Consider the following 26,192-nt stretch of genomic DNA (forward strand, 5'->3'; position numbering starts at 1 on the left):
CGTGCGCGTGTTCGACAACTGGAAGCCCGAACCGGTGGGGACCCCGACGCTGTGCGTGCACGCAACGTTCTCGTCCGGGGAAACAGAAGCACTGGCGACCGAGTACGCCTGGCAGCCCCAGTGGCCGCACCGCCACGAGGACGCCGGGCGGATCGGCGAGCTTCCAGCACCCCGTCTCGGCCGCGCTCGCGAGCGGCGCCGACGTGGCGGCCCTCCAGTACCCGGGCCGCCAGGACCGGCGCAACGAACCGAACGTGGACGACATCGGCGTCCTGGCGGACCGGACGGCGCCCGTGGTGGCACACGACGGGCTCCTGGCCGATGTGAAGCCCCTGAGCGGCATCGACGCGAAGGTGCTCGGCGACGAGGAACTGCTGCGCATGGTGCTGCCCGCCGTCCGCAGCGACTACCGGGCCATCGAGACGTACGGCTCCGTGGACGCGGTGCTCGGCTGCCCGATCACCGCCCTCATCGCGGTGGTGGTCGAGGCGCTGCGCGGAGCCGTGGCCGTGGCCGTGCCCGTCGGCTAGCGGCGGGGGGCGGGAGCGGGGGCCGGACGACTCGCTCGTCCGGCCCCCGTTCGGCCTCGGGTGCGGCCCGTCGGCTCAGATGTAGCCCGCGCGCAGTGCGTAGGCCACCGCGTGGGTCCGGTTGCGCAGCCCCAGCCGTGAGGTCAGGTTCTGCAGGTCGTTCTTCACGGTCCGCTCGGAGTACGCGAGTTTGGCGGCGACCTCGGCGGTGTCGAGGCCGTCCGCCACCAGACGGAGGATGTCGACCTCCCGCGGTGTCATCTCCGCCGAGGTGAGGCGCGCGGGGCCCTGCGCGCTGCTCTGGAGCCGCCCCATCTGGGCGATGAGCCTGCCCAACAGATCGGGCGGTAAGTCACCGTGACCCCGGTGGGCCGCGAGGACCGCCCGCAGCAGCCGGGCCGGTGTGGCCTCCCGCCGCCGCACGATCGAGGTGACACCGCAGCCCGCGACCTCCAGCACGTCCGCCCCATGCATCCGGTCCACCACCAGGACCACCCGGGCGCTCTGCGCGCGCACGAGTCTGCGCAGACTCACCAGGGTCGCCTCGTCCACCGTGCCGACGACGAGCAGGGCGACGTGGCCGCGCTCGTGCTGCGTGCCGTCCGCCACCGCGATCTCCGCGCACTGCCGGAGTTGGCTCACCACCCCGGCCTGGGAGATCGGGTCCGACGCGTGCACGGTCACCAGCACCGGCCGCGTCGTGGGAACGCTCTCAAGGGTCGGCTGCATGGGCTAGAGCGCCTCCAGGTTCCACGGTGGTCCTGAGGTGCGGCGGTGACGGGAGACACCTGCGTCCACCGCTCGCTCCTCCGCTGTCAGGTAAGCAGCTGCCGCGTTCGCGCACCAAGCGGCGCCACGTGCTGTCGTCCACCAGGTTGGTGCCCGCCGCTCACGTCCGGCTGATGTTCCGCTGACGCCTCGGGCACCCCGATGTGAGGTGTGCCGACGATGCGGCCTCATGTTCGAAGGTGAGGGGTGGTGCGGACGTCCCGCGGAGCCGGCGAGGAAGACATCGATGTCCGTACGGTCGCGGGCACCGATGCCCGCGTCCTCACAGGCCGTCCACGCCGATTCCGCTGCGGCCGCCCGGTTCGCGGGCAACGGCACACCGGTCAGCTCGGCCAGTACGCCGGGATCCTGCTGCGCCCGCATCGGTGCCGCGGGTGCGGCACCGATGACGGCGACAGTGCTGGTGACCACTCGTACCGATTCGCGCATGGCGCTCTCCGCCCCCGTGAGTCGTCCATGAGTACGGAACTGATGGCTGCTCGGCCCGGATTGGACCGAGCCTTTCTCGGCCAATCCTCCGCGACAACGAGCGCAAGTCAAAACCCGCGCTTCGAAAAATGTCAACCGGCGAACATTTTCAGCCTGAGGCGCGAACGCCGCTGTTTACGCTCTACTTACAAGGCGCTTACGAGTGGCAGGCGGATGGGAATGCTCGTAACCCCTTGGGCTCGCGAAATTCATCGTGCGACCCTCCGCGATCCGCGCGTGTCCCGGCGGTAACACGAGAGAGGAAGGCCCCTCCCACGCCCCATGACGCAGCAAGCCTTGCGCTTTCGGATAGCAGGCGGCCGTTGTTCTGGATGGCCGGAAAGCCCACGTCAGAGGCACGTTTCGGGGGCCGCAGACCAGGCAGCCACCCCATTCAGACCACCAAGGTCACAGCGCCACCGCGGGACGGTCGGCCGGGGCGGGGGCGTCCGCTGGAGTCACGGCGGCAGGAAAACGAGAGGGAAGTTGGCCCGATTGGCGCGCCGGACAAAAATGCGGCAAGCGAACTGCCATTAGCCCCGACCAGAGACAGGCCGGAGTTGAGGACGGTGATATGGGAGCCGCACTTCATAAGGCACACTCAGTCCGCACCGGCCTCAAGGGAGATATTCCAGCAAGGCACTCCACCGGGTGGCCCGATGGGATGTGAAACCGAATCGCGCGAGGTCAGACGATTACATTATCCGAACTCTCGCGCTGGAACCAACCATATCCCCGGGTGCACCGCCCGCACCAGCCTCTCTTTTTGTGGCCGTCGCGAGCGAAAACAACACCCGTCCGCCCGCCTTCAAGGATGACACCGAGGGCTGTTTACGCGCTGACAAATATGCGGGAGCGAATCATCAGCACCCACTCCACCTGGCGTTACTCTGCGTAATTTTGCGACCGTGATAGATGACTCTGGCATATGCCCAGCGTCCCGCGTGGCTACCGGGGGCCGAACCCGCACGCCGCGCCCATGCCCGTTCGGCCACTGACGGGCTCCGTTTCCTGCCCGTTTTGGGCCTCGACATCCACCCTCCGTGGCCTACCTCACACCCTCCACACCGTCCCGGCGCCGGTCGGCCGAGACCTGGACGCCCTTCCAGAGCCGCCGTCGCCACCACGTCCACCACCGGCCCGTCCACCCGGGCCGCGCGGGCCGGGTGAACGGCGGACCGACGGCGCTCCTTCACCCGCCGTCACGCGTGTGCGGCGGTTCCATGCGGGAGAGCCAGGTCGTGAGCAGCGCTTCGAGCGACGCGGCTTCGTCGGGGGTCAGGAGGTTCACCAGTCGGCGTTCATTGCGCATGTGGTCGGTGAACGCCTCGTCGATCAGTTCGCGTCCGGGCCCGGTCAGGGCGACGATGCGGCCACGCTGGTCGTCGCCGGAGCGGCGGCGGGTGACGAGCCCGGCCCGCTCCAGCCGGTCGATCCGCTTCGTCATCGCCCCGGTGGTGACCATGGTGTGCGCGGCCAGCTCGCCGGGCGCCCGCTCGTAGGGCGCTCCGGCCCGGCGCAGCGCGCACAGCACGTCGAACTCGCCCTCGCCGAGGCCGTACTGCCCATAGACGAGGCACAGCTGCTCGGTGAGCCGGTCGGCCAGGCGGTGCAGTCGACCGATCACCCCCTGCGGCGAGACATCCACGTCGGGCCGCTCGCGGCGCCAGTCGGCCTGAATGCGGGCCACGCGGTCCTGTGGCTGCCGCTCTTCCCTGCGCACGTCGTCCATCCGCACATATTAGCTTCCCAGGAAGCTATATTGGCTTCCATGGAAGCCAATGCGCGATGGGTGGCACTGACCGCGGTCGCTCCGGTGGCCTGGGGCACGAACTACTTCGTCACGCACGAGTACCTCCCCGCGGACCGCCCGCTCTCGGGGGCCGCGCTGCGCGCGCTGCCCGCGGGTCTCCTGCTCCTCGCCGTGCGCAGGCAGCGGCCGCGCGGCGCGTGGTGGTGGCGGTCCGCGGTGCTCGGCCTGCTCAACGTGAGCGTGTTCTTCGTCCTCGTCTACGTCGCCTCGCAACTCCTTACGACGAGCGTCGCCGCCACGGTCATGGCGGTGTCCCCGCTGACGATGATGCTGATCGCCTGGCTCCTGGTGTCCGAACGCCCCAGCGCCACGCATCTGTCGGGCGCGGTCATCGGCCTCGCCGGGGTCTGCCTCATGCTGCTCACGGGGGTGGCAGGGGTGAGCGTGCCGGGTGTCCTCGCCTCGGCCGCCGCCATGCTGATGTCGTCGTTCGGCTACGTCCTGGCCAAGCGCTGGAGCGCCGACGCCGACGTACTCGCCTCGACCGCCTGGCAGCTCACCGCCGGCGGCCTCTTCCTGCTCCCCGCGGCCGCCGTCGCGGAGGGCCCGCCCACCGCGCTCTCGCCTTCGGAGGTCCTCGCGTTCGCCTACGTCGGCCTGATCGCCACCGCTCTGGCCTTCGCCGCCTGGTTCACGGGGCTGCGTCATCTGCCCGCGGGGACGGTGGGTCTGATCGGACTGCTCAACCCGTTCACGGGCGTCCTGCTCGGCACGGCGGTCGCCGCGGAGGTGCTGACCGTGCAGCAACTGTGCGGGCTCGCCCTGGTGCTGGTGGGAGTCGTCCTCGGCAGGCCCGCCCGCGCGGGGCGGCGCGACGGCGGCCGGACACGCACGCGCGCCGTCACCGACGAGCGGCCCGGCTCCGCCGAGGATTCGGCACGGAATCCCTCTCGGTGCGGCCCTGCGTGAAGGCCGCGCCGAGGCCCTGGGTCACGCGGACGGGGTCGCGCCCCGGCCGTCGAGGCCGGTGCCGCCGAGGCGGGTCAGCCCGGTGGCCAGGGAGGCGACGTCCTCCTTCGTCCACACGGGCGGGGCGAAGACGTCGGCGGCGACCCGCTCGGCCGTGGCGAGCATCTCCGCCAGGCGCTCGCGGCCCGTGTCGGTCAGCGCGGCGTACGCCACCCGGGCGTCGCGGGCGTTCGCCTCGCGCGTGACGAGGCCGATCCGCTCCAGCGGCGCGAGGCCCCGGGTCACTCCGGACGCGGTCAGGCCGAGCGCCTCGGCCAAGTCCACTCGGCGCATGCGGTCGCCGGGCGCCTGCCCCAGGCACAGGAGCAGGGTGAAGTCGGCCAGGCTCACGCCGTGCAGACCGCCCAGAGCCGCGTCGAACCGCTTCACCAGGGCGGTCTGGGCCCGTACGAGACGCAGCGACGCGTCGAGGGCATCAGTCATTGCTTCCTCCTTGACTGCTCAAGCTTAGGGCAGGGCTTGAGCAGTCAAGCATCGGATGCGGGTCAGGTGCGCTTCTGGGCGGCGGCCCGGCGCTGCCGCTTGCCGAGCGGTGCCTGGGAGAGGTCCTCGGCCTGGGGCCGGAGGTTCTTGTAGCCGTAGCCGCGCTGCTCGAGCCACGCCTTCGCGGCCGCCTCGGCCTGGTCGGTGGCTTCCAGGATGTCTTCCTCTTCCTCCCCCTCGGCCTGGAAGCGGAAGGTGAAGGCGGGCCGGGCGGCGATGTCGTAGCTGAGGTGCCCCTCGGGCGTGAAGGCGGCGCGCAGCACGTCGTGCTCCGCGGCCCGGGCCAGCAGTTCGGCCCGCTGGTCGGGCGTCAGTCCGTCGAAGACACCGCGCACGGTGACGCGGAAGGTACGAGTAGTCATCCGGCGACCCTAACCAGCGGGGCGGAGCCGCTCCACCGCGTTTTCCGGTCGGAGCACCCGGGTCCGCCCGGGCGGTCACACCTCGCCGGGCTCCCCCGCCGCCTCCATCCTGCGGCGCACCTGGTCCTCCTGCGCCAGGCGCCGCAGGAGTTCGAGTACGGGACCGGAGAGGGCAAGGACGATCACGGCCTGCTCGGCCAGGGCGGGCGAGTCGTCGAAGTCCGCCGCGCGCTCCAGGTCGAGGCGGGCGATCGAGCGGGCCAGCTCCCCATAGGCGGCGAGCCGGTCCAGGCGGTAGTTGGCGTCGAGGCGTCTGAGCTCCCGCAGCACCGTCGTCAGCCCCTGGACGTGCGGGGAGTCGTCGGGGACCTGCCAGTCCATGGCCGCGATCAGGTCCGCGGCGTCCGCCGCCGCGGCCGCCTCGGCCGCCGCCTCCCGGCCCTCGTCCCCGGCCGGGGCCTGCGCGACGGGCACCGGCAGTGCGTAGCTGATCGCCCTGAGCGTGCCGTCGGTGCTGTCGGCCCGGTCGACCGCCGCCAGAACGTCGCCGGTGGCGGCGATGGACAGGCCGCCGAGCGTGGTGAGCGCCTTGATCAGGCGCAGCCGCTGGACGTGCTCCTCGCCGTACTCGGCCAGGGTCGCGGCCGTCGCCCGGCCCGCAGGCAGCAGCCCCTGGCGCCGGAAGTACTTGATGCTGGCGACCGGTACGCCGGTCCTCTGGCTGAGCTCGGAGATTTTCACGCGGCTTCCTCGACGACGGGGGACGCGTCCCGGCAGCCCCTCACGGCAATTGGACACCACCAACTCGATACTGTCACTATCTAGAGCTGGATACCTCAAGTATCTAGTTACGTAGCGTCAGTGCACTGGAGCGTCCATGCCTTCCCCTCAGCCCTCGTCCGCGCTCCGCAGCCCCCGGCTGTGGATCGGCACGGGCATCATCGTCGCGGTGGTCTCCACCTTGTTCGCCCTGCTCTATGTGGGCGGCAACGTGAACCCCAAGGGCAACCTGCGTGACCTGCCCGTCGCGCTGGTCAACAACGACCGCGGCGCGGGCACGGGCAAGCAGCACATGAACATCGGCGACCAGGTCGTCTCCGGCATCAAGAAGGCCGCCGCGGACAACGACAGCATCGACTGGCAGGTCCTCAGCCAGGCCGAGGCCGACAAGCGCCTCGGCCAGGGCAAGCTCTACGGCGCGCTCGTCGTGCCGAAGGACTTCACCGCCACGGTCGGCGGCCTCAGCAGCGCGCAGCAGAAGAACCCCGCCCCGCCGACCCTCACGGTGCTCACCAACCAGGCGGCCGGAAGCTTCGGCTCCTCCATGGCGAGCCAGGCCACGCAGAAGGCCGCCCACGCCGCGTCCGCGCAGCTCGGCAAGGAGCTCCTCGGCCGCGCGAGCGAGCAGAAGGCACCGCTCGCCCCCGCCGCCCAGCTGATGCTCACCGACCCCGTGACCGTCCAGGTCGCCGACGGCCACCCGTTGGAGACCCACAGCGCCATGGGCCTGAGCGCCTTCTACTACGCCCTGGTCCTGCTGGTCTCCGGCATGCTCGCCGCCAACGTGATCCACTCCCAGGTCGACACGGCGCTCGGCTATCTGCACTCCGACTTCGGCCCGTTCCGCCAGCGCAACCCCCTGCGCCGCACCAGCCGCGTGCGCACCCTGGCCATCAACTCGGCCCTGATGCTGGGTCTCTCCGTGGTCATGGGCTCCCTCGTGGAGCTCGCCACGGTCGGCGCCCTCGGCATGGACGCGGACCACCTCGGCCTGCTCTGGCTCTACTCCGTGGGCACCATCGCCGTCGTCGGCCTCAGCGCCCTGGCGCTGCTCGCCGTCTTCGGCACGCCCGGCATGCTGCTCTCGACCATCGTCTTCGTCGCCATGGCCGTCCCGTCCTCCGGCGCCACGGTGCCGCTGGAGGCGCTGCCCGGGTTCTTCCGCGCGCTCGCGGAGTTCGAGCCGCTGCGTCAGCTCACCGGGGGCCTGCGCGCCATCCTGTACTTCGGCGCCCAGGGCGACGCCGGACTGACCCGCGCCTGGATCTCCATGGGCGTCGCCCTGGTCGTCTCCCTGCTCTTCGGCTTCGGCATGACCCGCCTGTACGACCGCAAGGGCCTGCACCGGGTGCCCGCCGAGCCCGCCAAGGCCACCGAGGCCGCGCCGGAGCCCGCGTCGGCCTGAGACACGGCCCGCCCACGGCCGGGCCGGAACGGTGCACACCGTTCCGGCCCGGCCGTCGTCATTCCCGGCGTCCCCCGATCTCCAGGCGCGGCCAGTCCGCGAGGTCCCGCAGGAGCTGGCGGTCGTGCGTGGCGACGACGACGGCCGCGCTCGTCCCCCGGACGGCGTCGGTCACCTCGTCGACGAGCGCCGCCGACAGATGGTTCGTCGGCTCGTCGAGCAGGAGCAGACCGGGCCGCCCGGCCAGCGCGAGGGCCAGGTCGAGGCGCCGCCGCTGCCCCTGCGACATCCGCCCGACCGGGGTGCGCAGCGCCTCGGCGTCCAGCAGGCCGAACGCGCCCAGCGGGACGGCGTCGGCGTCCCGGAGCGTCCCGGCCGCCACGAGCCGCCCCACGTGCCGGGCGTGCGCCTCGCGGGCGGTGAGCGCGGGGTCCTGCCCCGCCGTCTCCTGGGTGAGCCGGACGACCCGCGCGCCCCGGGCCGTCCGGACGTATCCGTCCGTGGGCGCGAGCGCACCGGCGAGCACCGCGAGCAGGGTGGACTTCCCCGCGCCGTTCGGCCCGGTGACGAGCAGCCGGTCGCCGCCGTCGAGGCTGAGGGCGACCGGGCCCGCGAGGCGTCCTTCGACCGCGACGCCGTGCGCCCGCAGCTGCGGCGCCCCCGACCGGACGCCCGGGTCCGGCCAGCGCAGTGCCGCGGGCGGCTCCGGCACGTCGATCCGGTGCGCCTCCAGGGCGTCCTGCTGCCGCTTCAGGGCCTGCACGACGCCCGGCGCGCGGGACTGGCGCTGGTGCTTGCCGGTCCCCTTCTCCGGCCGCCAGCCGGTGGAGAGCCGGTCGCGGGCCCTGGACACCGCGTCCGTCAGACGCCGGTGCTCGGCCTGCTGCTCCTCGTGGTCCCGCTCCCAGCGTTCGCGCTCACGGCGCCGGGCGTCCTGCCAGGCGTCGTAGCCACCGGCGTACAGGCGCGGCCTTCCGTCCCGGGTCGGATCGAGGTCGAGGCAGCGGTCGGCGACGTCGCGCAGCAGCGCCCGGTCGTGGCTGACGACGGCGAGGCCCCCGGCGTGCTCGCGCAGCCTGCGGGTCAGGAAGTCCAGGCCGTCGGCGTCGAGGTGGTTGGTCGGCTCGTCGAGCAGCAGGACGTCGTGGTGCGCGCCGAGCAGACAGGCCAGGCGGACCCGGTAGCGCTGCCCGACGGAGAGGGTCGCCAGGGGGCGCTCGCGGTCGGCGGGGGCGCCGAGGGCCTCCAGGGCGACGTCGACGCGGCGTTCGGCGTCCCAGGCGTCGAGCCGGGTGGCGGCGTCGAGCGCGGTGGCGTAGCGGTCGTCGGCGCCGGGCTGCCCCTCGGCCAGGGCGTGGGTCGTCGCGTCCAGGGCGACGAGGGCCGCGAGCGAGGCGGCGAGCGCCTCGGACGTCAGGGTGCCCACGGTCGCGCCGTCGGGTACGGCGAGCTCCTGGCGGGCCAGGCCGATCGTGCCGGCCCGGTGCACGCTGCCCTCGTCGGGGGCGACCAGTCCGGCGAGGACGTGCAGGAGCGTCGTCTTGCCCCGGCCGTTCTCGCCGACGACGGCGAGCCGCGAGCGGGCGGGGACGGTGACCGAGACGTCGTGCAGGACGTGCCGGGATCCGCGGGTGACGGTGACGCCTTCGGCGCGGACGTGTGCGCTGTCGCCCGCCTCGACGGGCAGGGACGGGCTTTCGGGGGTGGGCGTGAGGTTCACGGGGTGCTCCGCAGCTCGCAGGGAGCCGGGCAGCGCACAGCGGCCGCCCGGCGGGAACCGGGACGGCGAGCGCGGATTCAGCAGGGGAAGGCGCCGCCGTCAGCGGGCGGAGCGGACCTTCTGCGACCAGATGCCTCGTGCCATGTCGATCACGGTAACAAGGGCGGCGCGCCGGTTCATCCGAATTTCCGCCGGCCGTGGCACGGCCCCCACGGGGCATGCCGCGGACCGCGCCCGCGGAAAACCGACGTACGGCCGTGGTGGGGCGGGCCCACCGCGCTGCACCCTGGTCGCTGGATCGCCGCACCGGGACGGCGGCCGCGGGTGGAGAGGCAGGCACATGGGGCAGGCATTCGGTTCCTACCAGAACGAGATCTACCTCGAAGGGCTCGGCGGGGTCCTCCCGCGCTTCCCGATGGGCTTCGCGGGGTGGGAGGCCGGGGCCGAGGCGGCGCTGCCGCCCTCGGTGTGGTCGTACGTCGCGGGCGGGGCGGGGGACGAACGCACCCAGCGCGTGAACGTCACCGCGTTCGACGGCTGGGGTCTGGTCCCGCGCATGTTCGTCGGCGCCGCCGAGCGCGACCTGTCCGTCGAGCTGTTCGGGACGACGCTGCCCTCGCCCGCGCTCATGGCGCCCATCGGCGTGATCGGTCTGTGCGCGCAGGACGGGCACGGTGACGTGGCCACCGCGCGGGCGTCCGCCCGTACCGGCGTGCCGATGATCGCCTCGACGCTGTCCGTCGACCCCATGGAGGACGTGGCCGCCGCGCTCGGGGACACTCCCGGCTTCTTCCAGCTCTACACCCCGACCGACCGTGACCTGGCGGAGAGCCTCGTCCGCCGGGCGGAGTCGGCCGGGTTCCGGGGCATCGTGGTCACCCTCGACACCTGGGTGACGGGCTGGCGTCCGCGCGATGTGGGCGTCAGCAACTTCCCCCAGCTGCGCGGCCACTGCCTCGCCAACTACTTCTCGGACCCGGTCTTCCGCGCGCACCTGAAGCGGCCGCCGGAGGAGGCCCCGCAGGAGGCCGTCCTCAACTGGGTGCGCGTCTTCGGCAATCCGCTCACCTGGGCGGATCTGCCCTGGCTGCGCTCGCTGACCGAGCTGCCGCTGATCCTCAAGGGCCTCTGCCACCCCGACGACGTGCGCCGGGCGAAGGACGGCGGGGCGGACGGCGTCTACTGCTCCAACCACGGCGGCCGCCAGGCCAACGGCGGGCTGCCCGCCCTGGACGCGCTGCCCGGCGTGGTGGCGGCCGCCGACGGACTGCCGGTGCTCTTCGACTCCGGCGTGCGCAGCGGTGCGGACATCGTCAAGGCGCTCGCCCTGGGCGCCACCGCCGTCGCCATCGGCCGCCCCTACGCGTACGGGCTCGCCCTCGGCGGCACCGACGGCATCGTCCACGTGCTCCGCTCGCTCCTCGCCGAGACCGATCTGATCATGGCCGTCGACGGATATCCAACGCTCGGCGACCTCACCCCGGACGCGCTCCGCCGCGTGGCGTGACACGACCGCGTGTCGAGACGGGGAAGCGGGGTACTGGGGTTCTCACGCCGTCTCGATGACGAAACCGCGCGGTCGCGTCGAGCAGGACGGCTCCACGTCCGGTGGCCCGTGCCGCCGGACGCCCTCCCCCGACGACACAGCCAGTACGTCGCCCCCGGACCGGCCGGTACGGCACCACACCGACGGGCGCATACTGGAACATATCCGCACATTGGAGGACCCAATGATCGCGATCGGTCTCGTTCTGCTCGTCATCGGCCTGGTGGCCGGCATCTCGATCCTCTGGACGATCGGCGTCATCCTCGTCGCCGTCGGCGCCGTCCTCTGGCTCCTCGGCGCCGTCGGACACGCGGTGGGCGGACGACGTCACTACTGGTAGCAGCGCACCGCACGGCCGCCGCGCGCTCCCCCGGGCCGCGGCGGCGCCCGCACCCGGCCCCCGAGGGGAACCGCCATGCAGCGCACCGCAGTTGTCGACGAGTCGTACTGGCTGACCACGACGCCCGAGACCCGCTACCCGGCCCCCGACACGGATCTGACGGCGGACGTCGCGGTCGTCGGCGGCGGCATCGCCGGTCTCTGCACGGCGTGGGAGCTCACCCGCTCCGGCCTCGACGTGGTCCTCCTGGAGGCGGACCGCATCGCCGCGGGCGTGAGCGGCTACACGACCGCCAAGCTCAGCGCCGCGCACGGCCTGTGCTACGCGCGTCTGGAGGCCGAGCACGGCGCCGACGACGCCCGCCGCTACGCCCGCTCCCAGCAGGAAGCCGTGGAGCGGACCGCCGACCTGTGCGCGGACCTCGACATCGACGCGGACCTGGAGGGCGCCCCCGCCTTCACCTATCTGTGCGACCCCGAGCGCGTCAAGGAGCTCCAGGAGGAGGCCGCCGCGGCACGGCGGGCCGGACTCGACGCCTCGTTCGTGACCGACACCGAACTCCCCTTCGCCATCGCGGGCGCGGTCCGCGTCGAGGGCCAGCTCCAGTTCCACCCGCGCAAGTTCCTCCTGGCCCTGGCCGAGCACCTCACCGCGGCCGGGGCCCGCGTCTTCGAGCGCGCCAGGGTCACCGAGCTGCATGACGGCCACCGCTGCCGCCTGACGACTGAGGCCGGGGTCACCGTGGAGACGCGCGACGTGGTCATCGCCACGCACTACCCGGTCTTCGACCGCACCCTGCTCTTCACCCGCCTCACCCCCCGCCGGGAGCTGGTGCTCGCCGCTCCCGTGCCGACGGCCGCTGCCCCCACGGGCATGTACCTCACGCCGGAGGACGGGGTCCGCTCGCTGCGCAGCGCGCCCTACGACGAGGAGCGGCGCCTCGTCATCGTCACCGGGGAGTCCTTCACGCCGGGAACGGACGACGTGCGGGAACGCTACGCCCGGCTCGACGCCTGGGCCCGCGCCCACGTGCCGCACTTCGCCCGGGCGGACACCGGCTACCGCTGGGCCGCGCAGGACAACGACTCCCTGGACCGTCTTCCGTACGTCGGCCACGCCCACCCCGGCACCCAGCACGTCTACGTGGCCACCGGCTTCGGCGGCTGGGGCATGAGCAACGGCGTCATGGCGGGCGAACTGCTCGCGGCCCACGTCACCGGCGGGCCCCGGCCCGACTGGACCGAGCTGTACGACCCGCGCCGACTGCCGCCGGTCCGCGAAGCGGGCCCCTTCGTCGCCCATCAGGCAGCCGTGGCCAAGCACTTCGTCGGCGACCGGCTGCACACCGCCCACGTCGACTCGGTCGCGGACATCCGGCCTGGCAGCGGAGCCGTCGTACGCCTGGAGGGCCACCGGTGCGCCGTCCACCGCGACGCGAGCGGACAGGTCAGCGCGGTCTCCGCGCGCTGCACGCACCTCGGCTGTCTGGTGCACTTCAACGACGCGGAACAGGCCTGGGAATGCCCCTGCCACGGCTCCCGCTTCGCGACGGACGGCTCGGTCCTGCACGGCCCCGCCACCCACCCCCTCGCACCGCGCGAGATTCCGGGCCCGCCCGCCTGAGGGCCCGCGCTCCCGGGGGTCCGGACCGTTCGCAGGCCCTCCTGGCGAAAGGTTGTACGCGACGCACGTGGCGATCACCACGGTGATGAAGATGTGGTGAAGACCGTAAGGTCACTTCGTTCACATCTATCGCCGGGCAGCGCTCGCGTCCCGGCACCATCCGTGGGGGACCAGTCATGCAACACCGCACTCGCATCGCCGTGTTCGGCTCCGTGCTCGCCGCGGCCGCCGTGGGCTTCACCGCCCCCGGGGCCCAGGCCGCCGCGCCCGAGGGCATCTCGATCACGAACGTCACGGTGAACGACGGCAAGCCGGTCGTGCTCGGCACCACCGCCGGCAAGACCTTCAAGGTCTCGGTGACGGCGGACACCGACTCCGCGATCACCGAGTCCGACATCACCCTGTACGGCCCGAATTCGAGCGTGGCGCAGCCGCAGACCACCCCCAAGTGCACCGCCGAGGGCACGAAGGCGACCTGCACGGGGACGTTCACGATCGACCCCGACGTCGACTTCTTCGACAACACGCCCGCGGGCACGTGGTACGTCAACCCCCTGCTGGTCTCCGACACCGACAGCATCTACGCGGAGAAGGCCGGGAAGTTCAAGCTCCAGCGCGAGGCGAAGCTGACGGCCAACGCCGCGCCCGAGCCGGTCAAGAAGGGCAAGACCCTGACCATCACGGGCGCGCTGACCCGCGCCAACTGGGAGACCCACAAGTACGCCGGCTACACCGGCCAGTCGGTGACCCTGGAGTTCAAGAAGAAGGGCGCCACCGCCTACACCGCGGTGAAGACCGTCAAGACCGACAACAAGGGCAACCTCAAGACCACGGTCAAGGCCTCGGTCGACGGCTCGTACCGCTACGCCTTCGCGGGCAACTCCAGCACCGGGGCGGTCAAGGCCGCCGGTGACGCCGTCGACGTGCGTTGATCGCCACGTCGTAGGCACCGGTTGAGCGGCGGGCGCGCGGGGCACGACGCGCGCCCGCCGCGCCGTTTCACAGGGTCGGCCGCTCCTGAGCCCACGGAGCGGCCGATTCCAGCTGTCCGGCGAGGGCGAGCAGCAGCCCCTCGCTGCCGAGCGGCCCGCCGAACTGCACACCCAGGGGCAGGCCTTCGGGCGTGCGGTACAGCGGGACCGACATGGCGGGGCGGCCCGTGATGTTGGCGAGCTGGGTGAAGGGGTTGGGCGCGAGGTTCTCGACGACGGCCTGCTTCCACAGCCTGGTCTTGCTGAGCCTGCCCGCCACTCCCGCCTTGAGCAGCGCCTTGCCGACCTGCCGGGTCAGCCAGGGCGTGTCGAGTTCGCCGATCCGCACCGGCGGCCGGGCGAGCGTCGGCGTGAGCAGCACGTCGTACGTCTCGTGGAACGCGGTCAGTTGTCGGGCGTAGGTGTTCCAGCGCGCGTGCCGCACGGAGTGCTCGACGGCGCCGACCGCGCGGCCCGCGGCCGCGACGAGGTGGGTGTCGAGCTCGAACCGGTCGTCGCCCGCGCCGGTCCTGTGCTTCAGCTCCGCCAGCGTCGCGGCGTTCTCCACCGCGTACATGGTCATGAAGTCGTCGGCCATGCGCAGGCCGTCGACGGCGGGCTCCGCCTCCTCCACCTCGTGGCCGAGAGCGGTCAGGAGCTTGACCGCCACGTCGACGGCTTCGACGGCCTCGCGCGCCACCGGAGTGCCGATCGGCGAGCGGGTGCTCACGCCGACGCGCAGCCTCGGCGGTGTGCGCCGGGCCAGTTCGGCGTACGGTGCCTCGGGGCGGGCCGCGAGGTAGGGGCCGCCCGGGTCGGGGCGGGCGGTGAGGACGTCGAGCAGGGCCGCGCTGTCGCGCACCGTGCGGGAGACGACGCCGTCACTGGCCGCGCCCGCGAGCAGCTCCCCGTGCGCGGGGCCCGCGGGCACCAGGCCGCGCCCCGGCTTGAGGCCGAAGAGGCCGCAGCACGCGGCGGGTATGCGGATCGAGCCGCCGCCGTCGTTGGCGCCCGCGGCCGGGACGATGCCCGCGGCGACGGCGGCCGCGGAGCCGCCGGACGAGCCGCCCGGGGTGTGGCCGAGGTTCCACGGGTTGCGGGTCGCGCCGTTGGCCTCGGGCTCGGTGATGCTCTTGATGCCGAACTCGGGGGTGTTCGTCTGCCCGAACACGACGAGCCCGGCGTCGAGCCACCGCCGCACGGCCTCGCTGTGGCGCGCCGCGACGAGCCCCGCGGCCGCGCGGGAGCCGCGCCCCGTGGGCCGCCCCTCGTAGTCCTGCATCAAGTCCTTGATCAGGAACGGGACTCCGGCGAAGGGTCCCGTGAGCTCGCCCGCGGCGCGCTCGCGCGCGATGCTCGGCATCGGGCGAACGATGGCGTTGATTTTCCCGTTGACGGCCTCGGCGCGCGCGAGTGCCGCGTCGAGGAGCTCGGCCGGTGACGCGTCGCCCCGCGCCACCACCTCGGCGAGCCCGACCGCGTCGTACTGCTTGTAGTCCTCGTAGTCCACCGCGCACCCCACCTGACTCGGCGTCATAGATCTCCGGGAGGTTAGATCGTCCGCGCCGTGGGGGGCAACGGGGCCGAACGGGCCCCGGCCCTCCGGTGCGTCAGCCGGGCACGCCCATGCTCTGCGTGCCGATCACCGAGAGCAGCCGCAGGGCCTCCTCCGACGGCGAACCGGGGACGGCGCTGTAGATGAGGACCCGCTGGTCCCGGTCGGTGAGGTCCAGGACGTCGCCGCGTACGGGGACGGGCCCGACGAGGGGGTGCGCGAAGGTCCCGCAGAACGTGGGCCGGTCGGCCACGTCGTGCGCGGCCCACAGGCGGGCGAACTCCTCGCTGCCCGCGAGGAGTTCGCCGACCAGGCTGCGCACCTCGGCGTCGTCGGGGTAGCGGGCCGCGGCGGCGCGCAGGTGCCGGGCCGCGGTCCGGGCGAAGTCGTCCGCGTCCGAGAGGCCGTACAGCCTGCGGCCGTGCCGGTGCGGGCCGAGGTAGGCGCGCCGGACGAGGTTGCGGTCCCGGCGCGGGAGTGCGGAGAAGTCCTCCATGAGGGCGGCCGCGAGGTCGTTCCAGGCGAGGACCTCGTAGGTTGCCGAGAGGACGACCGCCGCCGCGTCCGGCATCCGCCGCAGCAGGTCGACGATGCTCGGCCGCACCTCCCGGGACGGGCCCGGCGGCTCCGGCGGGGCACCGGCGAGCCGCAGGAGGTGGTCGCGCTCGGCCTCCGTCAGGCGCAGCGCGCGGGTGAGCTGGGCGAGGACCTCCCGCGACGGATGCGGGGCACGGCCCTGTTCGAGGCGCGCGTAGTACTCGGCCGAGATGAACGCGAGCTGCGCCACCTCCTCGCGGCGCAGCCCCGGGGTGCGGCGGCGCGGGCCCGCGGGCAGCCCCACGTCGGCGGGGGTGATGCGCTCCCGCCTGCTGCGCAGGAAGTCGGCGAGCTCTCGTCGTTCACGTTGATCCACACGTCCAGTGTGGACGGTCGGCGAGGTGCTCATCCAGGCACTGTCAGTGCCTGGATGAGCGGGACGGGCGCCCGCAGGCTCGTCGGCATGAACAACACACCGATGACCTCCACCACCACCGCGGGCCTGCTCACCGACAAGGTCGCCCTCATCACCGGCGCCGGGCGCGGCATCGGCGCCGCGGCGGCCCGTCTCTTCGCCCGGGAGGGCGCCCGGGTGGTCCTCGCGGCCCGCACGGAGACCGAGCTCGAGGCGGTGACCGAGGAGATCAGGGCAGCAGGCGGCACCGCGGCGCACGTGGTGTGCGACCTGGCGGACCCGGCGAGCGTCCGCGCCGCCGTCGACCGGTGCGTGGAGCTGTACGGCCGGCTCGACGCGGCCTTCAACAACGGCGCGGCGGGGCAGCGGCCCGGCCCGATGGACCAGCTCCCGGAGGCCGACTTCGACCACGTCTGCGCCGTGAACCTCAAGGGCCCCTGGCTGGCCATGAACGCCGAGGTCGCCGCCATCCGCGCCACCGCGGGGCGCGGCGCCGTCGTCAACACCTCCAGCGTCGGCAGCCTGATGGCCAACCCCGCGCTGCCCGTGTACGCCGCGACGAAGGGGGCCCTCAACAGCCTCACCGCGTCGGCGGCCGCCACGTACGGCCCGGAAGGCATCCGCGTCAACGCCATCGCGCCCGGCACCACGCTCACCGAGATGCTGATGGAGTGGGACGCCGAGTCCCCCGGCACCATCGAGCAGCTCAACTCCCTGACCCCGCTGGGCCGCGCCGCGGCCCCGGAGGAGATCGCCGAGGCCGCCGCCTGGCTCCTCAGCGACCGCTCCTCCTACGTCACCGGCACGGTCCTGCGGGTCGACGGCGGCATGCGGGCCTGAACCGCCGCCCTTTGGGGGCGACTACGTGCGGTCCGCCGCGGCCCGCGGGCCGTACTCCCGCTTGCCGCGCCGGTGGGCGATCTCGCCCAGCAGGACGTCGACCGCGATGAACGCGGCCAGCGGGATGCCGAGCAGCGGCACGAAGTAGCCGAGCACCGCGATCGCCGCCATCAGCGGGACCAGGACGTACGCCGGGACGTGCTGCCAGGCGCCGCGCGGCAGCGGACGGCCGAACGCGCTGCCGCTGCCGCGCAGCCACCACATCCGGTAGCCCCACACGATGAGCAGGACCAGGGCGAGCGCGAGGGCCGCGAGCGCGATCTGGTTCGCGAGGCCGAAGAGGGTGCCGGAGTGCGCGTCGATGCCCCAGCGGGTCAGCTTGGCGAGGACCGGGAAGTCGTCGAACCGCAGGACGTCGGTGACCTGACCGGTCTTCGCGTCGACGGCGACGGAGTCCTGCTTCTCGGGCCAGCTGCGCTGGATCTGCTTGACGACGTAGCCGGAGGAGGCGTCGGCGGGCGGGACGATCTCCACCGGGTTCGTGAGCCCCTCGGCGCGGGCGGCCTTGAGGACGGCGTCGAGCCCGACGTCACCCGCGCCGCCGGTCGCGCCGCTGCCGCCGCCGTGCCCGGCGTGCTCCCCGGCTCCCGCTCCGGCCGCGCTCGCCGACACCGTGGGCGTCGTCTGGCCGAGGGCCTCGCGCAGGTCACCGATGCTCTCGCCCGCGTACGTCGACCAGGTCAGACCCGTGGCGGACAGGAAGAAGAGGCCTCCGGCCGCCCACACGCCCACCGAGCCGTGCAGCGAGAGCAGGCGCCGACGGCCCGTCGTGCCCCGCAGCCTGCGCCGGGCCCGGCGGCGTCCGAACCACAGCACGACGCCGCCGCCCGCGATCACCCACAGCCAGCTCGCGGCGAGTTCGCTGTACAGCCGGCCCGTCTCGCCCAGGTGCAGATCGCGGTGGAGACCGGAGATCCAGGTGCGCAGCGGCAGCGAGCCGCTGGAGCCGTAGCTCTCCTCGGCGCCGCGCACCTCGCCGTTGTACGGGTTCACGAACACGGCGAGGGTGCGGTCCTCGGCGACGCCCGGCACCCCGGCGAGCAGCACGCGGGTCGTCGCGCCGTCCTCCGCCGAGGGCCGCACCGCGGCGACCGTCCCCTCGGGGTGCGCCTTGCGGGCCGCGGCGACCTGCCGCTCGACGGGCAGCTCCCGGTCCCCCACGGGCACCGTCAGCTGATCGGCGTACACGACCTTCTCCGCCGTGTACGAGGCGGCGTACAGGAAGCCCGTCGCGGCGGCCACGAGCAGGAAGGGGGCGATGAGCACCCCGGCGTAGAAGTGCAGCCGCAGGACCAGCGGGCGCAGCGAGGACCGGACGGACCGCCGCGGGGCGGGCTCCGCCGTGGCGGCGGACCGCCCGTCGGGCGGGGCGGGGGCAGGGGGTGCGGCGGACATGTCGTGCTCTCCTGGTGCCGGTCGGTGGTACGAGGTGCTCCGGTGCTGACCGGACCGGTCCATGGGTCGAGCGGCGTGAAGGCCGAGTTCCCGGATGCCTATGTGATCTATGACACTCCCGTGCGGTTCTGCGGTACGACAACACCGCACGTCATCGGCACGGGCGGGTGACACGGTCCCTCCCCTTCCGCCCGACCGGGAGGCAGCCATACCCTTGCTGACCTCAGGCGTGACCACGGGCCTGGCCCCGCGCAGGGAATCAGCTTGTGAACAGGGGTAGTTCGCAGGGTGAAATCCGCGCGACGATGGGGCGCATGACGGCGGCGCAACGTGCCATGACCCAGTTGGAGTCATGGCCGAACCTCGTGAGCGGCTCCCCCCGGTGCGCGGTGGGACGTTCCTTCGGCACACCGGGCACACCCGCGCGAGCGGGCTACGAACTGGTCCACTTCCACTGCGACGACGCCGCGGACGTCTGCCTCACCCGCGCCGCCGTCGACCGGCTGCGGCCGCAGCTGAGACACAGCTCCGCGATCCGGGTGCGGCCCGGGGCGTCGTGGATCACGGTGCTGCTCGACTGCGACATGGACATCGCGCTGCTGCTCACGCTGGTCAGCGTCGGGCTCAAGGCGCACGACGACGCGCTGGCCGTGCTCCGGGGAGAGGAGCAGCGGGGCCGGTCGGCCGACTGCCCCTCTCCCCCGTGCGACTGGGAGGCCCGCGCCCAGCCGGTGGCCCACGCCGCACTCGCGGCGGCGGCACCCCCGCCGTCCGCGGAGGCCCGCCGCGGCCTGCGCGCGACGTGGCGGGCGGTCGGGCGGCTCATCCCGCACGGGCACTGAGCCGCGCGGCGTCGCCCTACGCCTTCTTCTTCCCTGCCCGCCACGCGGGCGCGAGCACCGACCAGATCTCCTCGTCGTGCCGCACGCCCCGGTACAGATAGCTCTCCTTGAGCACACCGTCGCGTGTCATGCCGAGTCGGCGCGCCACGGCGATGCTCGGCGCGTTGCCGGACGAGACCCACCACTCCACGCGGTGGATGCCGCGCTCCTCCACGGCCCAGTCGATGAGGGCGCGCGCGGCGCGGGTCACCAAGCCCCTGCCCGCCGCCGCGGGCTCAAGCCAGCAGCCCGCCTCCGCGGTGCCCTGCCCGACGTCCATCCGGCGCAGGATGACGGCGCCGACGAGCCTGCCGTCCCAGTGGATGCCGCAGATCCGCCCGGCGTCGGCGGCGGCCTTGTCCGCGTACGCCTGGAGGTAGGCACGGCTCGACGCCAGGTCGGTGATGATGTCCGGCAGGCCGTTGTGCCGCCCGATGAACTCCCGCCCCCGGTCCACGTGCGCCAGGAACTCCTCGGCCTGCCACGGCTCCAGCGGGCGCAGCTCCGCGCCGTCGTCGCCCAGGGGTATCGCGTACATCGTCACCTTCCGCCGCCGGTCGTGAGGAGCGAGAGGTCCATCGCGTCCGCCATGGCCTCGAAGCCCGCGTCGTTGACGTGGAGGCCGTCGCCGCTGCCCAGGTCCGGGTGGATGCGCTCGGGGTCCCGCGGGTCGGCGACCGCGGCCGCGGTGTCGACGTAGGCGTCGTAGGGGCTGTCCGCGCCGCGGATCCAGGCGTTGACCTCGCGGGCGACGGCCTGGCCCGCCGGGCTGTCGTAGCCGTCGAAGATGGTGCCCTTGTAGGGGCCGATGGTGGTGGCGATCGCGGTGAGCCCGGCCGCGTGCAGCCGGTCGGCGAGGGTCGTCAGGCCCGCGACGAGTGCGGCGGCGGTGGGCGGGGCCGCGGGCTCGGGGTGGGCGAGCTGGCCGGGCGTGCCCAGGTCGTTCACGCCGAGGTGGACCAGGACGTGGGTGACCCCGGGCACGGAGAGCACGTCGCGCTCCAGGCGGTTCAGGGCGCTGTCGCCGACCTCGTCGGTGAGGAGGCGGTTGGCGGACAGGCCCTGGTTGACCACCCAGCCCGCGCCTTCGGGGAGCCGCGCGTTCAGCAGGTCGGGAAGGCGGCGGTCGGTGTCGGGCGTGCTGCCGAAGCCTTCGAGCCAGGAGTCGCCGAACGCCACGGTGACGGGCGTCCCGGCCGGGGCGAGGACGTCGACGCCGGTGAGGTAGTGCCGGGTCACCAGGAGTTCCAGGCCCTCGGCGCTGTCGAGGGACGCGGTGGCCAGGGCGTTCCCGGGGACGGCGTAGCCGGTGGTGTTGGGGACGGCCGCGTAGGTGCTCAGACCGGTCTCCTCCGGCAGGTACAGGCTCAGCGCCCACTCCTCGCCCGCGTGCACCGCGCGCTCGACGGCTTCGCTGATCACTTCCGCGCCCGGCGCGACGACGACCTCGGTGGCGCCGTCGAACAGCACGGGGGTGTCCGTCGCGGTGTCGACGGCGCTGTGCCGGGTGCGCCGCGCGAGGCGGGCGCCCGCGATGCGCAGCGGGGTCTTGCCGTACTGGTTGCTCAGGCGTATGCGCAGGGCGCTGCCGCCCCCGGCGACGCGGATGACCTGACGGACGGTCTGGTCGGCGAAACCACGGCGTTCGAAGAGCTCGATGGACTCGTAGGGGCTGAGGACCGCGGAGCGGAAGGCCGCGGTCCAGGCCGTCTGCGAGGCGGACGGGGCGAGCGGTGCGGGCGGGTGCGCGGTGGATCGGGGGGTGTGCGGTGCCGGGGTCTCTGCGTTCATGATCGACTGAACCGGAGGGGGTGGGGAGTTATTTCCGGCCACGGCACAATTCCTCCGCTGGTCGTGACGCGCGCACGGCTCGTGCCGCGCGTACGGCTCGTGCCGCGCGTGCCACCCGCGCCGCTCGTACCGCTCATACCGGGAAGGGCGCACCCTCTTCCCCGCACGGCTCCGTCCACACAACCCGTTCGTATGATCGTCAGTGACTCCTTGATCCGTTCGGCGGTTGGGTACGACGAGAGGGCCGGAGCAGCCGGTCCGCCGGGCCGGGTGGGTCCCCTCGGCCAGACGAGGCAAGGAGCAGGGTGTGAACGGCAGTCGGGTGAGGAAACTGTCCCGCTGGGCGCTGGTGGCCGCGGTCGCCGTCGGTCCGGTCGTCGTGTCGGCCGGTGCGGCGCACGCCGACGAGACGCACCGCGACTCGCACAACGCGCCGGTGGTGGCGCTGATCAATACCGGCCAGATCGACGACCCGATGGAGGACGTCCTGGAGCACACCCTGAACTTCGGGGACGGCTACCGCTGGGACTGACACCGCGGGGGTACGGGGAACCGACCCGCGAAACTCCCCGCGGCACGGGGCGGGTGCGGCACACCCGGCGCGGCACCTAGGTGACGCGCTGCGCGTCAGGGCCGGACGGCAACGCCGTCCGGCCTTCGCGTTCCCCGGGAGCGTCGCGGGCGGCTCGCCGCGTCGGCGCCGTCCGGTGGGCCCGTTCCACGGCCTGCCCCCAGTACGTGCCCACGAGCATCAGCCCCGCGCCGAGCGCGGCGAACGGCGTGAAGCGCTCGCCCCCGAGGCCGATGCCGACCGCGACGGCCCACACCGGCTCGGTGCCGAGCAGCAGACTGGCCCGGCTCGCCGAGCTGTGCTGCACCGCCCACGTCTGCGCGAGGAACGCGAACACGCTGCAGAACAGGGCCAGATACACGAGCTGCCCCCACACGGCGGCGTCCGCCGAGCCCAGCGTCGGCAGCCCGTTCGCCGCGGGCACCGCGAACACCGCCGAGCCGACGACGGTCTGGACCGTGGTGAGGTGCAGCGGCCGCACCGCCCGGCCCGCCGTCAACCGGCCCACCAGGGCCACGTGCGCCGCCCGCACCACCGCGGCCGCCAGCATCAACAGGTCGCCGCCGCGCAGCCCGTGGAAGCCGCTGCCGGACATCAGAAGCCCGACGGCCACCAGGCACACCCCGGCCGCGGCGAAGAAGCGCGGTGGAAGCCGCCCCCCGCCGGACCGGCGGTCGAGGAACGGCGTGAGCACGATGGTGAGGCTGATGATCAGGCCCGCGTTGGCCGCGCTGGTGTGTGCGACGCCGTACGTCTCCAGGACCAGGACGGCCGCCTGGGTGAGCCCGAGGAGCCCGCCCGCCGTCCACTCGTCGCGGGTGAAGCGCCGGTCACGGCGCCGCACGGCGACCAACGGGAGGCAGACGGCCGCGGACAGCACGTACCGCGCGCACAGCACCACCATGACGGGCAGCACGTCGACGGCCGTCTTCGCGGCGAGATAACTGGAGCCCCACACGAGGGCGACGAGCAGCAGGACGGCGTCGGCGCGACGGGCCGGGAATCCGAGGTTCTGGGACACCCCGCACACGCTGCCCGCTCCTGATGTTGAAGCCAAGAGCGTGCTTCTTCAGCAACAGTGAAGCAGCACTACATCGTTGTCTACGATGGGCCGATGAACGAGCGGCAGCTACGGATCCTGCGGGAACTCGGCGAGCTGGGCAGCGTCACCGCGGCCGCCGAGGCCCTCCTGATGACGCCTTCGGCCGTGTCCCAGCAACTGCGGCTGCTCCAGCGCACGATCCCCGTGCCCCTCACCGAGCGCGCCGGGCGGCGCCTCGTCCTCACCGACGCCGGGCAGGCCCTGGCCGACGCGGCGGCCGGGCGTGGAGAGCGCGCTCGCCCACGCCCGGCACACCATCGACGCGTTCCTCAACGAGCCGGACGGGCCGGTGTCCGTGGCGGCCTTCCACAGCGCTGCCGGGGCGTTCTTCCCGCTGCTGCTCCGCGACCTCGCGGGCCCCGGCAGCCCCCGGCTCGCCCTCGCCGACGAGGACGTGGCGCAGGACCGCTTCCCGCTGCTCACCCGGGACTACGACCTCGTCCTCGCCCACCGCCTCGACCCCGCGCCGCCGTGGCCGCGCTCGGTCACCGCCACCACGCTGCTGCGCGAACCCCTGGACGTGGCCCTGCCGGTGGACCATCCGCTGGCCGCCAAGCGCCGCCTCACCCCGCACGACGTGGCGGACCAGCCCTGGATCACGGTGCACGACGGCTTCCCGCTGCTCGCCACCATCGACGCCCTCGCCACGGCCGCGGGCCGGCGCCTCGACATCGTGCACCGCGTCAACGAGTTCACGGTGGTCGCCGAGGCCGTCGCCGCGGGCGGCGGCCTGGCCCTGATGCCCCGCTGGACCACGCGCCCGCACCCCGCGCTGACCCTCAGACCGCTCAGCGGCGTCCACGCCCGGCGCCACATCGACGTGCTGCACCGGCCCGAACGCGCGGCGCGCGGTGCCGTGCGCACGGTGCTCGCCGCGCTGCGCCGCGCCGCCGGGACCGTCCGGGACCGCGCCCCTGCGGGACAGTCCTCTCCTGCTCGCGGCACGGCCCGGACGAGTGCTGGCGGCACGGCCCGGACGAGTGCTCGCGGCACGGCCCGGAGAGTGAGCGAATCCTCCTGAGCGGCCCGATCTTGGCTGATATACGCTTCCGCTACTTTCATGGCCACCATCCCGGGGGGGATTTCTCCATGACCATGCAGTCGCGCGCGCTTCTGGGAAGCGCGCTCGCGCCCGTGCTCGCCCTCGCCGTCGCCGCGCCGAGCGCGCACGCGGCGCCGCCGCAGCCGGCACCCCAGGCCGCCGAGTCCGCTCCGCGTGGGCTCGTGGGCCCGTGGACGGCGCCCGCGGAGCTGCCCGGCGTCACCCAGGTCCACGACCTGAAGTCGAACCGCGGCGGCACGGTCGTCGGCCTGTTCACGCAGGAGGGCAGGAGCGTGGTCGCCCTCAGGCCCGCGGGCAGCACGAGCTGGCAGCCCGCCCGGCCCGCGGCGAAGGCCTCGCTCCACCGGACCGACGACGGCGCGATATCCCTTCTGACGTGGGCGGAGCCCGGTGACGGCGGCCCCGGCGAGCTGCGCGTCTCGCGCCTCGCCCCGGACGCCACGGACTTCGCCCCGGCCGAGACCGTGCCGACCGGCGGCGGCCCTGTGCACGCCCCCGCCGTGGCGGCCAACGCGGCGGGCCGGTCGGCCGTCTCCTGGATGGACGCCGACCGCCGCCTGACGGTCGTGGAGCAGTCGGGCCCGGGCAAGGAGTGGACCGCGCCCGTCGCCCTCGACCAGCTGCCCGAGCCGATCGAGCGGCCGGACAACTCCTACGTCTACCGACTGCGCGACCTGCGCCTCGCCGTCGCCGACGACGGAACCGTGGCGATCCTCTGGGGCGGCAACAGCTTCTACGACGGCGACGGCGTCGACCCCGACCCGACCGCGCACAAGTGGCACTACAAGTACCTGGAGAAGCCCGCCGGGTCCGGCTCCTGGAGCGCGCCGCGCGATCTGCCGCAGCTCGGCGAAACGCCCGACCGGGTCACGCTCGCCGCCCACCCGCGGGGCGGCTTCCACCTGCTGTCCCACGACGCGTACGCCCGCAAGCCCGCCGGAGCGGACTGGGGCGCCGCCCAGCCCATCGGGGTCGGCGGGGACGCCACCCGCCCGGCCGAGCTGTTCACGGCCCCGAACGGTGACGTCACCGTCGTCGGCGGCGGCCCCCGCGTGACGACGCTGCGCGCCGCCACGGGCCGGTGGACCGAACCGCGCCTGCTCGACAGCAACGTGGCCGACGACTCCGTGAGCAGCGCGCGGACCGCGACCGGCGCGCTGGTCATCACGTACGCGCGCAAGCGCTACGCCCTCAGCTCCGTGGTGCGCACGGACTTCGTCACGCAGACCGTCGGGGACCACGGCATCTCCAAGCCGCGGATCCTCAGCACCCCCACCGACGGCCACTTCAGCGGCGGCCGGGTGACCGTCGACGGCCAGGGCCGGCCCGTCGCGGTGTGGACCGAGACCGAGGGCCGCGACCGGCGGACGTTCACCGCTAGCACGGCCAAGCGCGCCCTGCCGAAGTGGCACGACTACGCCGACGACGCCAAGGCGGACCTGATCGGCGTCTCCACCTCCGGCGCGCTCAACCTCTTCACCCAGGACGGCTCGACGCGCCCCTTCCAGCTGCGCACCTGGCCGGAGAAGACCCGCCTCGTGGCCTTCGGCGACTCCGACGGCGACCGCTGCAACGACGTGGTCGCCCGGATGCCCGACGGCGAGACCCGGCTCTACACCCCGGTCTGCGGCGGCATGCCGCTGCCCGAGTCGCCGTACAAGAAGCTCGCGCGCGACTGGAGCAGGTACGACACGCTCCTCGCCTCCGGCGACCAGACCGGCGACGGCCGCCCGGACCTGCTGGCCCGCGACAAGGCCACCGGGCACGTCTACTTGTACGCGCACGACGGCCGGGACGGCTTCGCCCCGCGCGTGAAGATCCGCTCGTCGTGGACCGGCTACCAGCGGGTCATCGGCGCGGGCGACCTCAACGGCGACGGCATCGGCGACGTCCTCGCCCTCGACAGGTCCGGTGAGCTGTGGCGCTACGACGGCACCCGCACCGGCCGCCTCAAGGACCGCGTCCGGGTCTTCAAGGACTGGGGCGCCTCCTACAAGGACGTCATCGGAGCCGGTGACGTCAACGGCGACGGCAAGCACGACCTGGTCTCCCGCGACACCTCCAACCGCCTGTGGCTGAACGCCGGTTCCGGCACCGGGACCTTCGCCAACCGCACGCAGCTCGGCGCCACGCCGTACTGGAGGAACTGGGCGTCGATCGGTTAGGGCGGCGGTGCCCAGGAG

23 protein-coding genes and 1 pseudogene are annotated in these 26,192 nt (G+C 73.4%); 12 read left to right on the forward strand and 12 right to left on the reverse strand.

Features of this window, described 5'->3' with window-relative positions; all coding sequences use genetic code 11:
• Positions 1 to 203: 203 nt before the first annotated feature.
• Positions 204 to 530 carry a thioesterase domain-containing protein gene (locus MQV74_RS04805; RefSeq protein ID WP_308402238.1) on the forward strand — a complete coding sequence of 109 codons (327 nt, stop codon included), beginning with the start codon at positions 204 to 206 and terminating at the stop codon, positions 528 to 530.
• Between the two features lie 75 nt (positions 531 to 605).
• On the opposite strand, the gene MQV74_RS04810 is transcribed toward MQV74_RS04805, so the two are convergent.
• Entirely contained in the window at positions 606 to 1,259 is a 654-nt protein-coding gene (locus MQV74_RS04810; protein WP_242714764.1) for a helix-turn-helix transcriptional regulator, read from the reverse strand.
• Positions 1,260 to 2,979: 1,720 nt separating this feature from the next.
• Complete coding sequence (locus tag MQV74_RS04815) at positions 2,980 to 3,519, reverse strand: MarR family winged helix-turn-helix transcriptional regulator (protein WP_242714765.1); 540 nt, start codon at positions 3,517 to 3,519, stop codon at positions 2,980 to 2,982.
• A 39-nt stretch (positions 3,520 to 3,558) separates the two neighbouring features.
• Here MQV74_RS04815 and MQV74_RS04820 point away from each other — a divergent pair, with 39 nt between their 5' ends.
• Positions 3,559 to 4,509: an EamA family transporter gene (locus MQV74_RS04820; protein WP_242714766.1), complete on the forward strand. Its 951-nt coding sequence runs from the start codon at positions 3,559 to 3,561 to the stop codon at positions 4,507 to 4,509.
• Positions 4,510 to 4,530: 21 nt separating this feature from the next.
• On the opposite strand, the gene MQV74_RS04825 is transcribed toward MQV74_RS04820, so the two are convergent.
• The 3 genes from MQV74_RS04825 to MQV74_RS04835 form a co-directional block, all read right to left on the reverse strand.
• Complete coding sequence (locus MQV74_RS04825) at positions 4,531 to 4,992, reverse strand: MarR family winged helix-turn-helix transcriptional regulator (protein WP_242714767.1); 462 nt, start codon at positions 4,990 to 4,992, stop codon at positions 4,531 to 4,533.
• A gap of 62 nt (positions 4,993 to 5,054) precedes the next feature.
• A complete protein-coding gene (locus MQV74_RS04830; RefSeq protein ID WP_242714768.1) occupies positions 5,055 to 5,414 on the reverse strand; it encodes a DUF6204 family protein in 360 nt (119 codons plus the stop codon).
• 75 nt (positions 5,415 to 5,489) lie between these two features.
• Positions 5,490 to 6,155, reverse strand: a complete 666-nt coding sequence (locus MQV74_RS04835) for a MerR family transcriptional regulator (protein ID WP_242714769.1) — start codon at positions 6,153 to 6,155, stop codon at positions 5,490 to 5,492.
• 136 nt (positions 6,156 to 6,291) lie between these two features.
• Between MQV74_RS04835 and MQV74_RS04840 the strand changes: the two genes are divergently transcribed.
• On the forward strand, positions 6,292 to 7,599 hold the full coding sequence (locus MQV74_RS04840; RefSeq protein WP_242714770.1) for a YhgE/Pip domain-containing protein: 1,308 nt from the start codon (positions 6,292 to 6,294) through the stop codon (positions 7,597 to 7,599).
• A 58-nt stretch (positions 7,600 to 7,657) separates the two neighbouring features.
• On the opposite strand, the gene MQV74_RS04845 is transcribed toward MQV74_RS04840, so the two are convergent.
• A complete protein-coding gene (locus MQV74_RS04845) occupies positions 7,658 to 9,319 on the reverse strand; it encodes an ABC-F family ATP-binding cassette domain-containing protein (protein WP_242714771.1) in 1,662 nt (553 codons plus the stop codon).
• A 340-nt stretch (positions 9,320 to 9,659) separates the two neighbouring features.
• Between MQV74_RS04845 and MQV74_RS04850 the strand changes: the two genes are divergently transcribed.
• The 4 genes from MQV74_RS04850 (at position 9,660) to MQV74_RS04865 (ending at position 13,760) form a co-directional block, all read left to right on the forward strand.
• Positions 9,660 to 10,826: a lactate 2-monooxygenase gene (locus MQV74_RS04850; RefSeq protein WP_242714772.1), complete on the forward strand. Its 1,167-nt coding sequence runs from the start codon at positions 9,660 to 9,662 to the stop codon at positions 10,824 to 10,826.
• A gap of 223 nt (positions 10,827 to 11,049) precedes the next feature.
• Positions 11,050 to 11,205, forward strand: a complete 156-nt coding sequence (locus tag MQV74_RS04855) for a DUF6131 family protein (RefSeq protein ID WP_199818770.1) — start codon at positions 11,050 to 11,052, stop codon at positions 11,203 to 11,205.
• 75 nt (positions 11,206 to 11,280) lie between these two features.
• The gene (locus MQV74_RS04860; RefSeq protein ID WP_242714773.1) at positions 11,281 to 12,828 is read left to right on the forward strand and encodes an FAD-dependent oxidoreductase; all 1,548 of its coding nucleotides are present in this window, start codon (positions 11,281 to 11,283) and stop codon (positions 12,826 to 12,828) included.
• A gap of 176 nt (positions 12,829 to 13,004) precedes the next feature.
• Positions 13,005 to 13,760 (forward strand): calcium-binding protein, encoded by a 756-nt coding sequence (locus MQV74_RS04865; protein ID WP_242714774.1) that lies wholly within the window; start codon positions 13,005 to 13,007, stop codon positions 13,758 to 13,760.
• A gap of 67 nt (positions 13,761 to 13,827) precedes the next feature.
• On the opposite strand, the gene MQV74_RS04870 is transcribed toward MQV74_RS04865, so the two are convergent.
• Positions 13,828 to 15,336 carry an amidase gene (locus tag MQV74_RS04870; RefSeq protein ID WP_242714775.1) on the reverse strand — a complete coding sequence of 503 codons (1,509 nt, stop codon included), beginning with the start codon at positions 15,334 to 15,336 and terminating at the stop codon, positions 13,828 to 13,830.
• A 73-nt stretch (positions 15,337 to 15,409) separates the two neighbouring features.
• Entirely contained in the window at positions 15,410 to 16,267 is an 858-nt protein-coding gene (locus MQV74_RS04875) for a helix-turn-helix transcriptional regulator (RefSeq protein WP_242714776.1), read from the reverse strand.
• 87 nt (positions 16,268 to 16,354) lie between these two features.
• On the opposite strand from MQV74_RS04875, the gene MQV74_RS04880 reads away from it, so the two are divergent.
• Positions 16,355 to 17,146 carry an SDR family NAD(P)-dependent oxidoreductase gene (locus tag MQV74_RS04880; protein WP_242714777.1) on the forward strand — a complete coding sequence of 264 codons (792 nt, stop codon included), beginning with the start codon at positions 16,355 to 16,357 and terminating at the stop codon, positions 17,144 to 17,146.
• Positions 17,147 to 17,167: 21 nt separating this feature from the next.
• Here the strand turns inward: MQV74_RS04880 and MQV74_RS04885 are convergent, their stop codons facing one another.
• On the reverse strand, positions 17,168 to 18,601 hold the full coding sequence (locus MQV74_RS04885) for a PepSY-associated TM helix domain-containing protein (protein WP_242714778.1): 1,434 nt from the start codon (positions 18,599 to 18,601) through the stop codon (positions 17,168 to 17,170).
• A gap of 314 nt (positions 18,602 to 18,915) precedes the next feature.
• On the opposite strand from MQV74_RS04885, the gene MQV74_RS04890 reads away from it, so the two are divergent.
• Entirely contained in the window at positions 18,916 to 19,443 is a 528-nt protein-coding gene (locus MQV74_RS04890; protein ID WP_242714779.1) for a luciferase domain-containing protein, read from the forward strand.
• 16 nt (positions 19,444 to 19,459) lie between these two features.
• On the opposite strand, the gene MQV74_RS04895 is transcribed toward MQV74_RS04890, so the two are convergent.
• Together MQV74_RS04895 and MQV74_RS04900 are read right to left on the reverse strand one after the other, a co-directional pair.
• A complete protein-coding gene (locus tag MQV74_RS04895; RefSeq protein ID WP_242714780.1) occupies positions 19,460 to 20,020 on the reverse strand; it encodes a GNAT family N-acetyltransferase in 561 nt (186 codons plus the stop codon).
• Between the two features lie 2 nt (positions 20,021 to 20,022).
• Positions 20,023 to 21,273: a GDSL-type esterase/lipase family protein gene (locus MQV74_RS04900; RefSeq protein ID WP_242714781.1), complete on the reverse strand. Its 1,251-nt coding sequence runs from the start codon at positions 21,271 to 21,273 to the stop codon at positions 20,023 to 20,025.
• A 331-nt stretch (positions 21,274 to 21,604) separates the two neighbouring features.
• Here MQV74_RS04900 and MQV74_RS04905 point away from each other — a divergent pair, with 331 nt between their 5' ends.
• Complete coding sequence (locus tag MQV74_RS04905; RefSeq protein ID WP_171076052.1) at positions 21,605 to 21,805, forward strand: hypothetical protein; 201 nt, start codon at positions 21,605 to 21,607, stop codon at positions 21,803 to 21,805.
• 76 nt (positions 21,806 to 21,881) lie between these two features.
• Here MQV74_RS04905 and MQV74_RS04910 read toward each other — a convergent pair whose 3' ends face one another.
• The gene (locus MQV74_RS04910; RefSeq protein ID WP_242714782.1) at positions 21,882 to 22,865 is read right to left on the reverse strand and encodes a DMT family transporter; all 984 of its coding nucleotides are present in this window, start codon (positions 22,863 to 22,865) and stop codon (positions 21,882 to 21,884) included.
• 93 nt (positions 22,866 to 22,958) lie between these two features.
• Here MQV74_RS04910 and MQV74_RS04915 point away from each other — a divergent pair.
• A pseudogene (locus tag MQV74_RS04915) lies at positions 22,959 to 23,967 on the forward strand (LysR family transcriptional regulator).
• Between the two features lie 68 nt (positions 23,968 to 24,035).
• Entirely contained in the window at positions 24,036 to 26,174 is a 2,139-nt protein-coding gene (locus tag MQV74_RS04920) for an FG-GAP repeat domain-containing protein (RefSeq protein WP_242714783.1), read from the forward strand.
• Positions 26,175 to 26,192: the final 18 nt, after the last annotated feature.

This window comes from Streptomyces sp. AN091965, assembly GCF_022698285.1.
Lineage (GTDB): Bacteria > Actinomycetota > Actinomycetes > Streptomycetales > Streptomycetaceae > Streptomyces.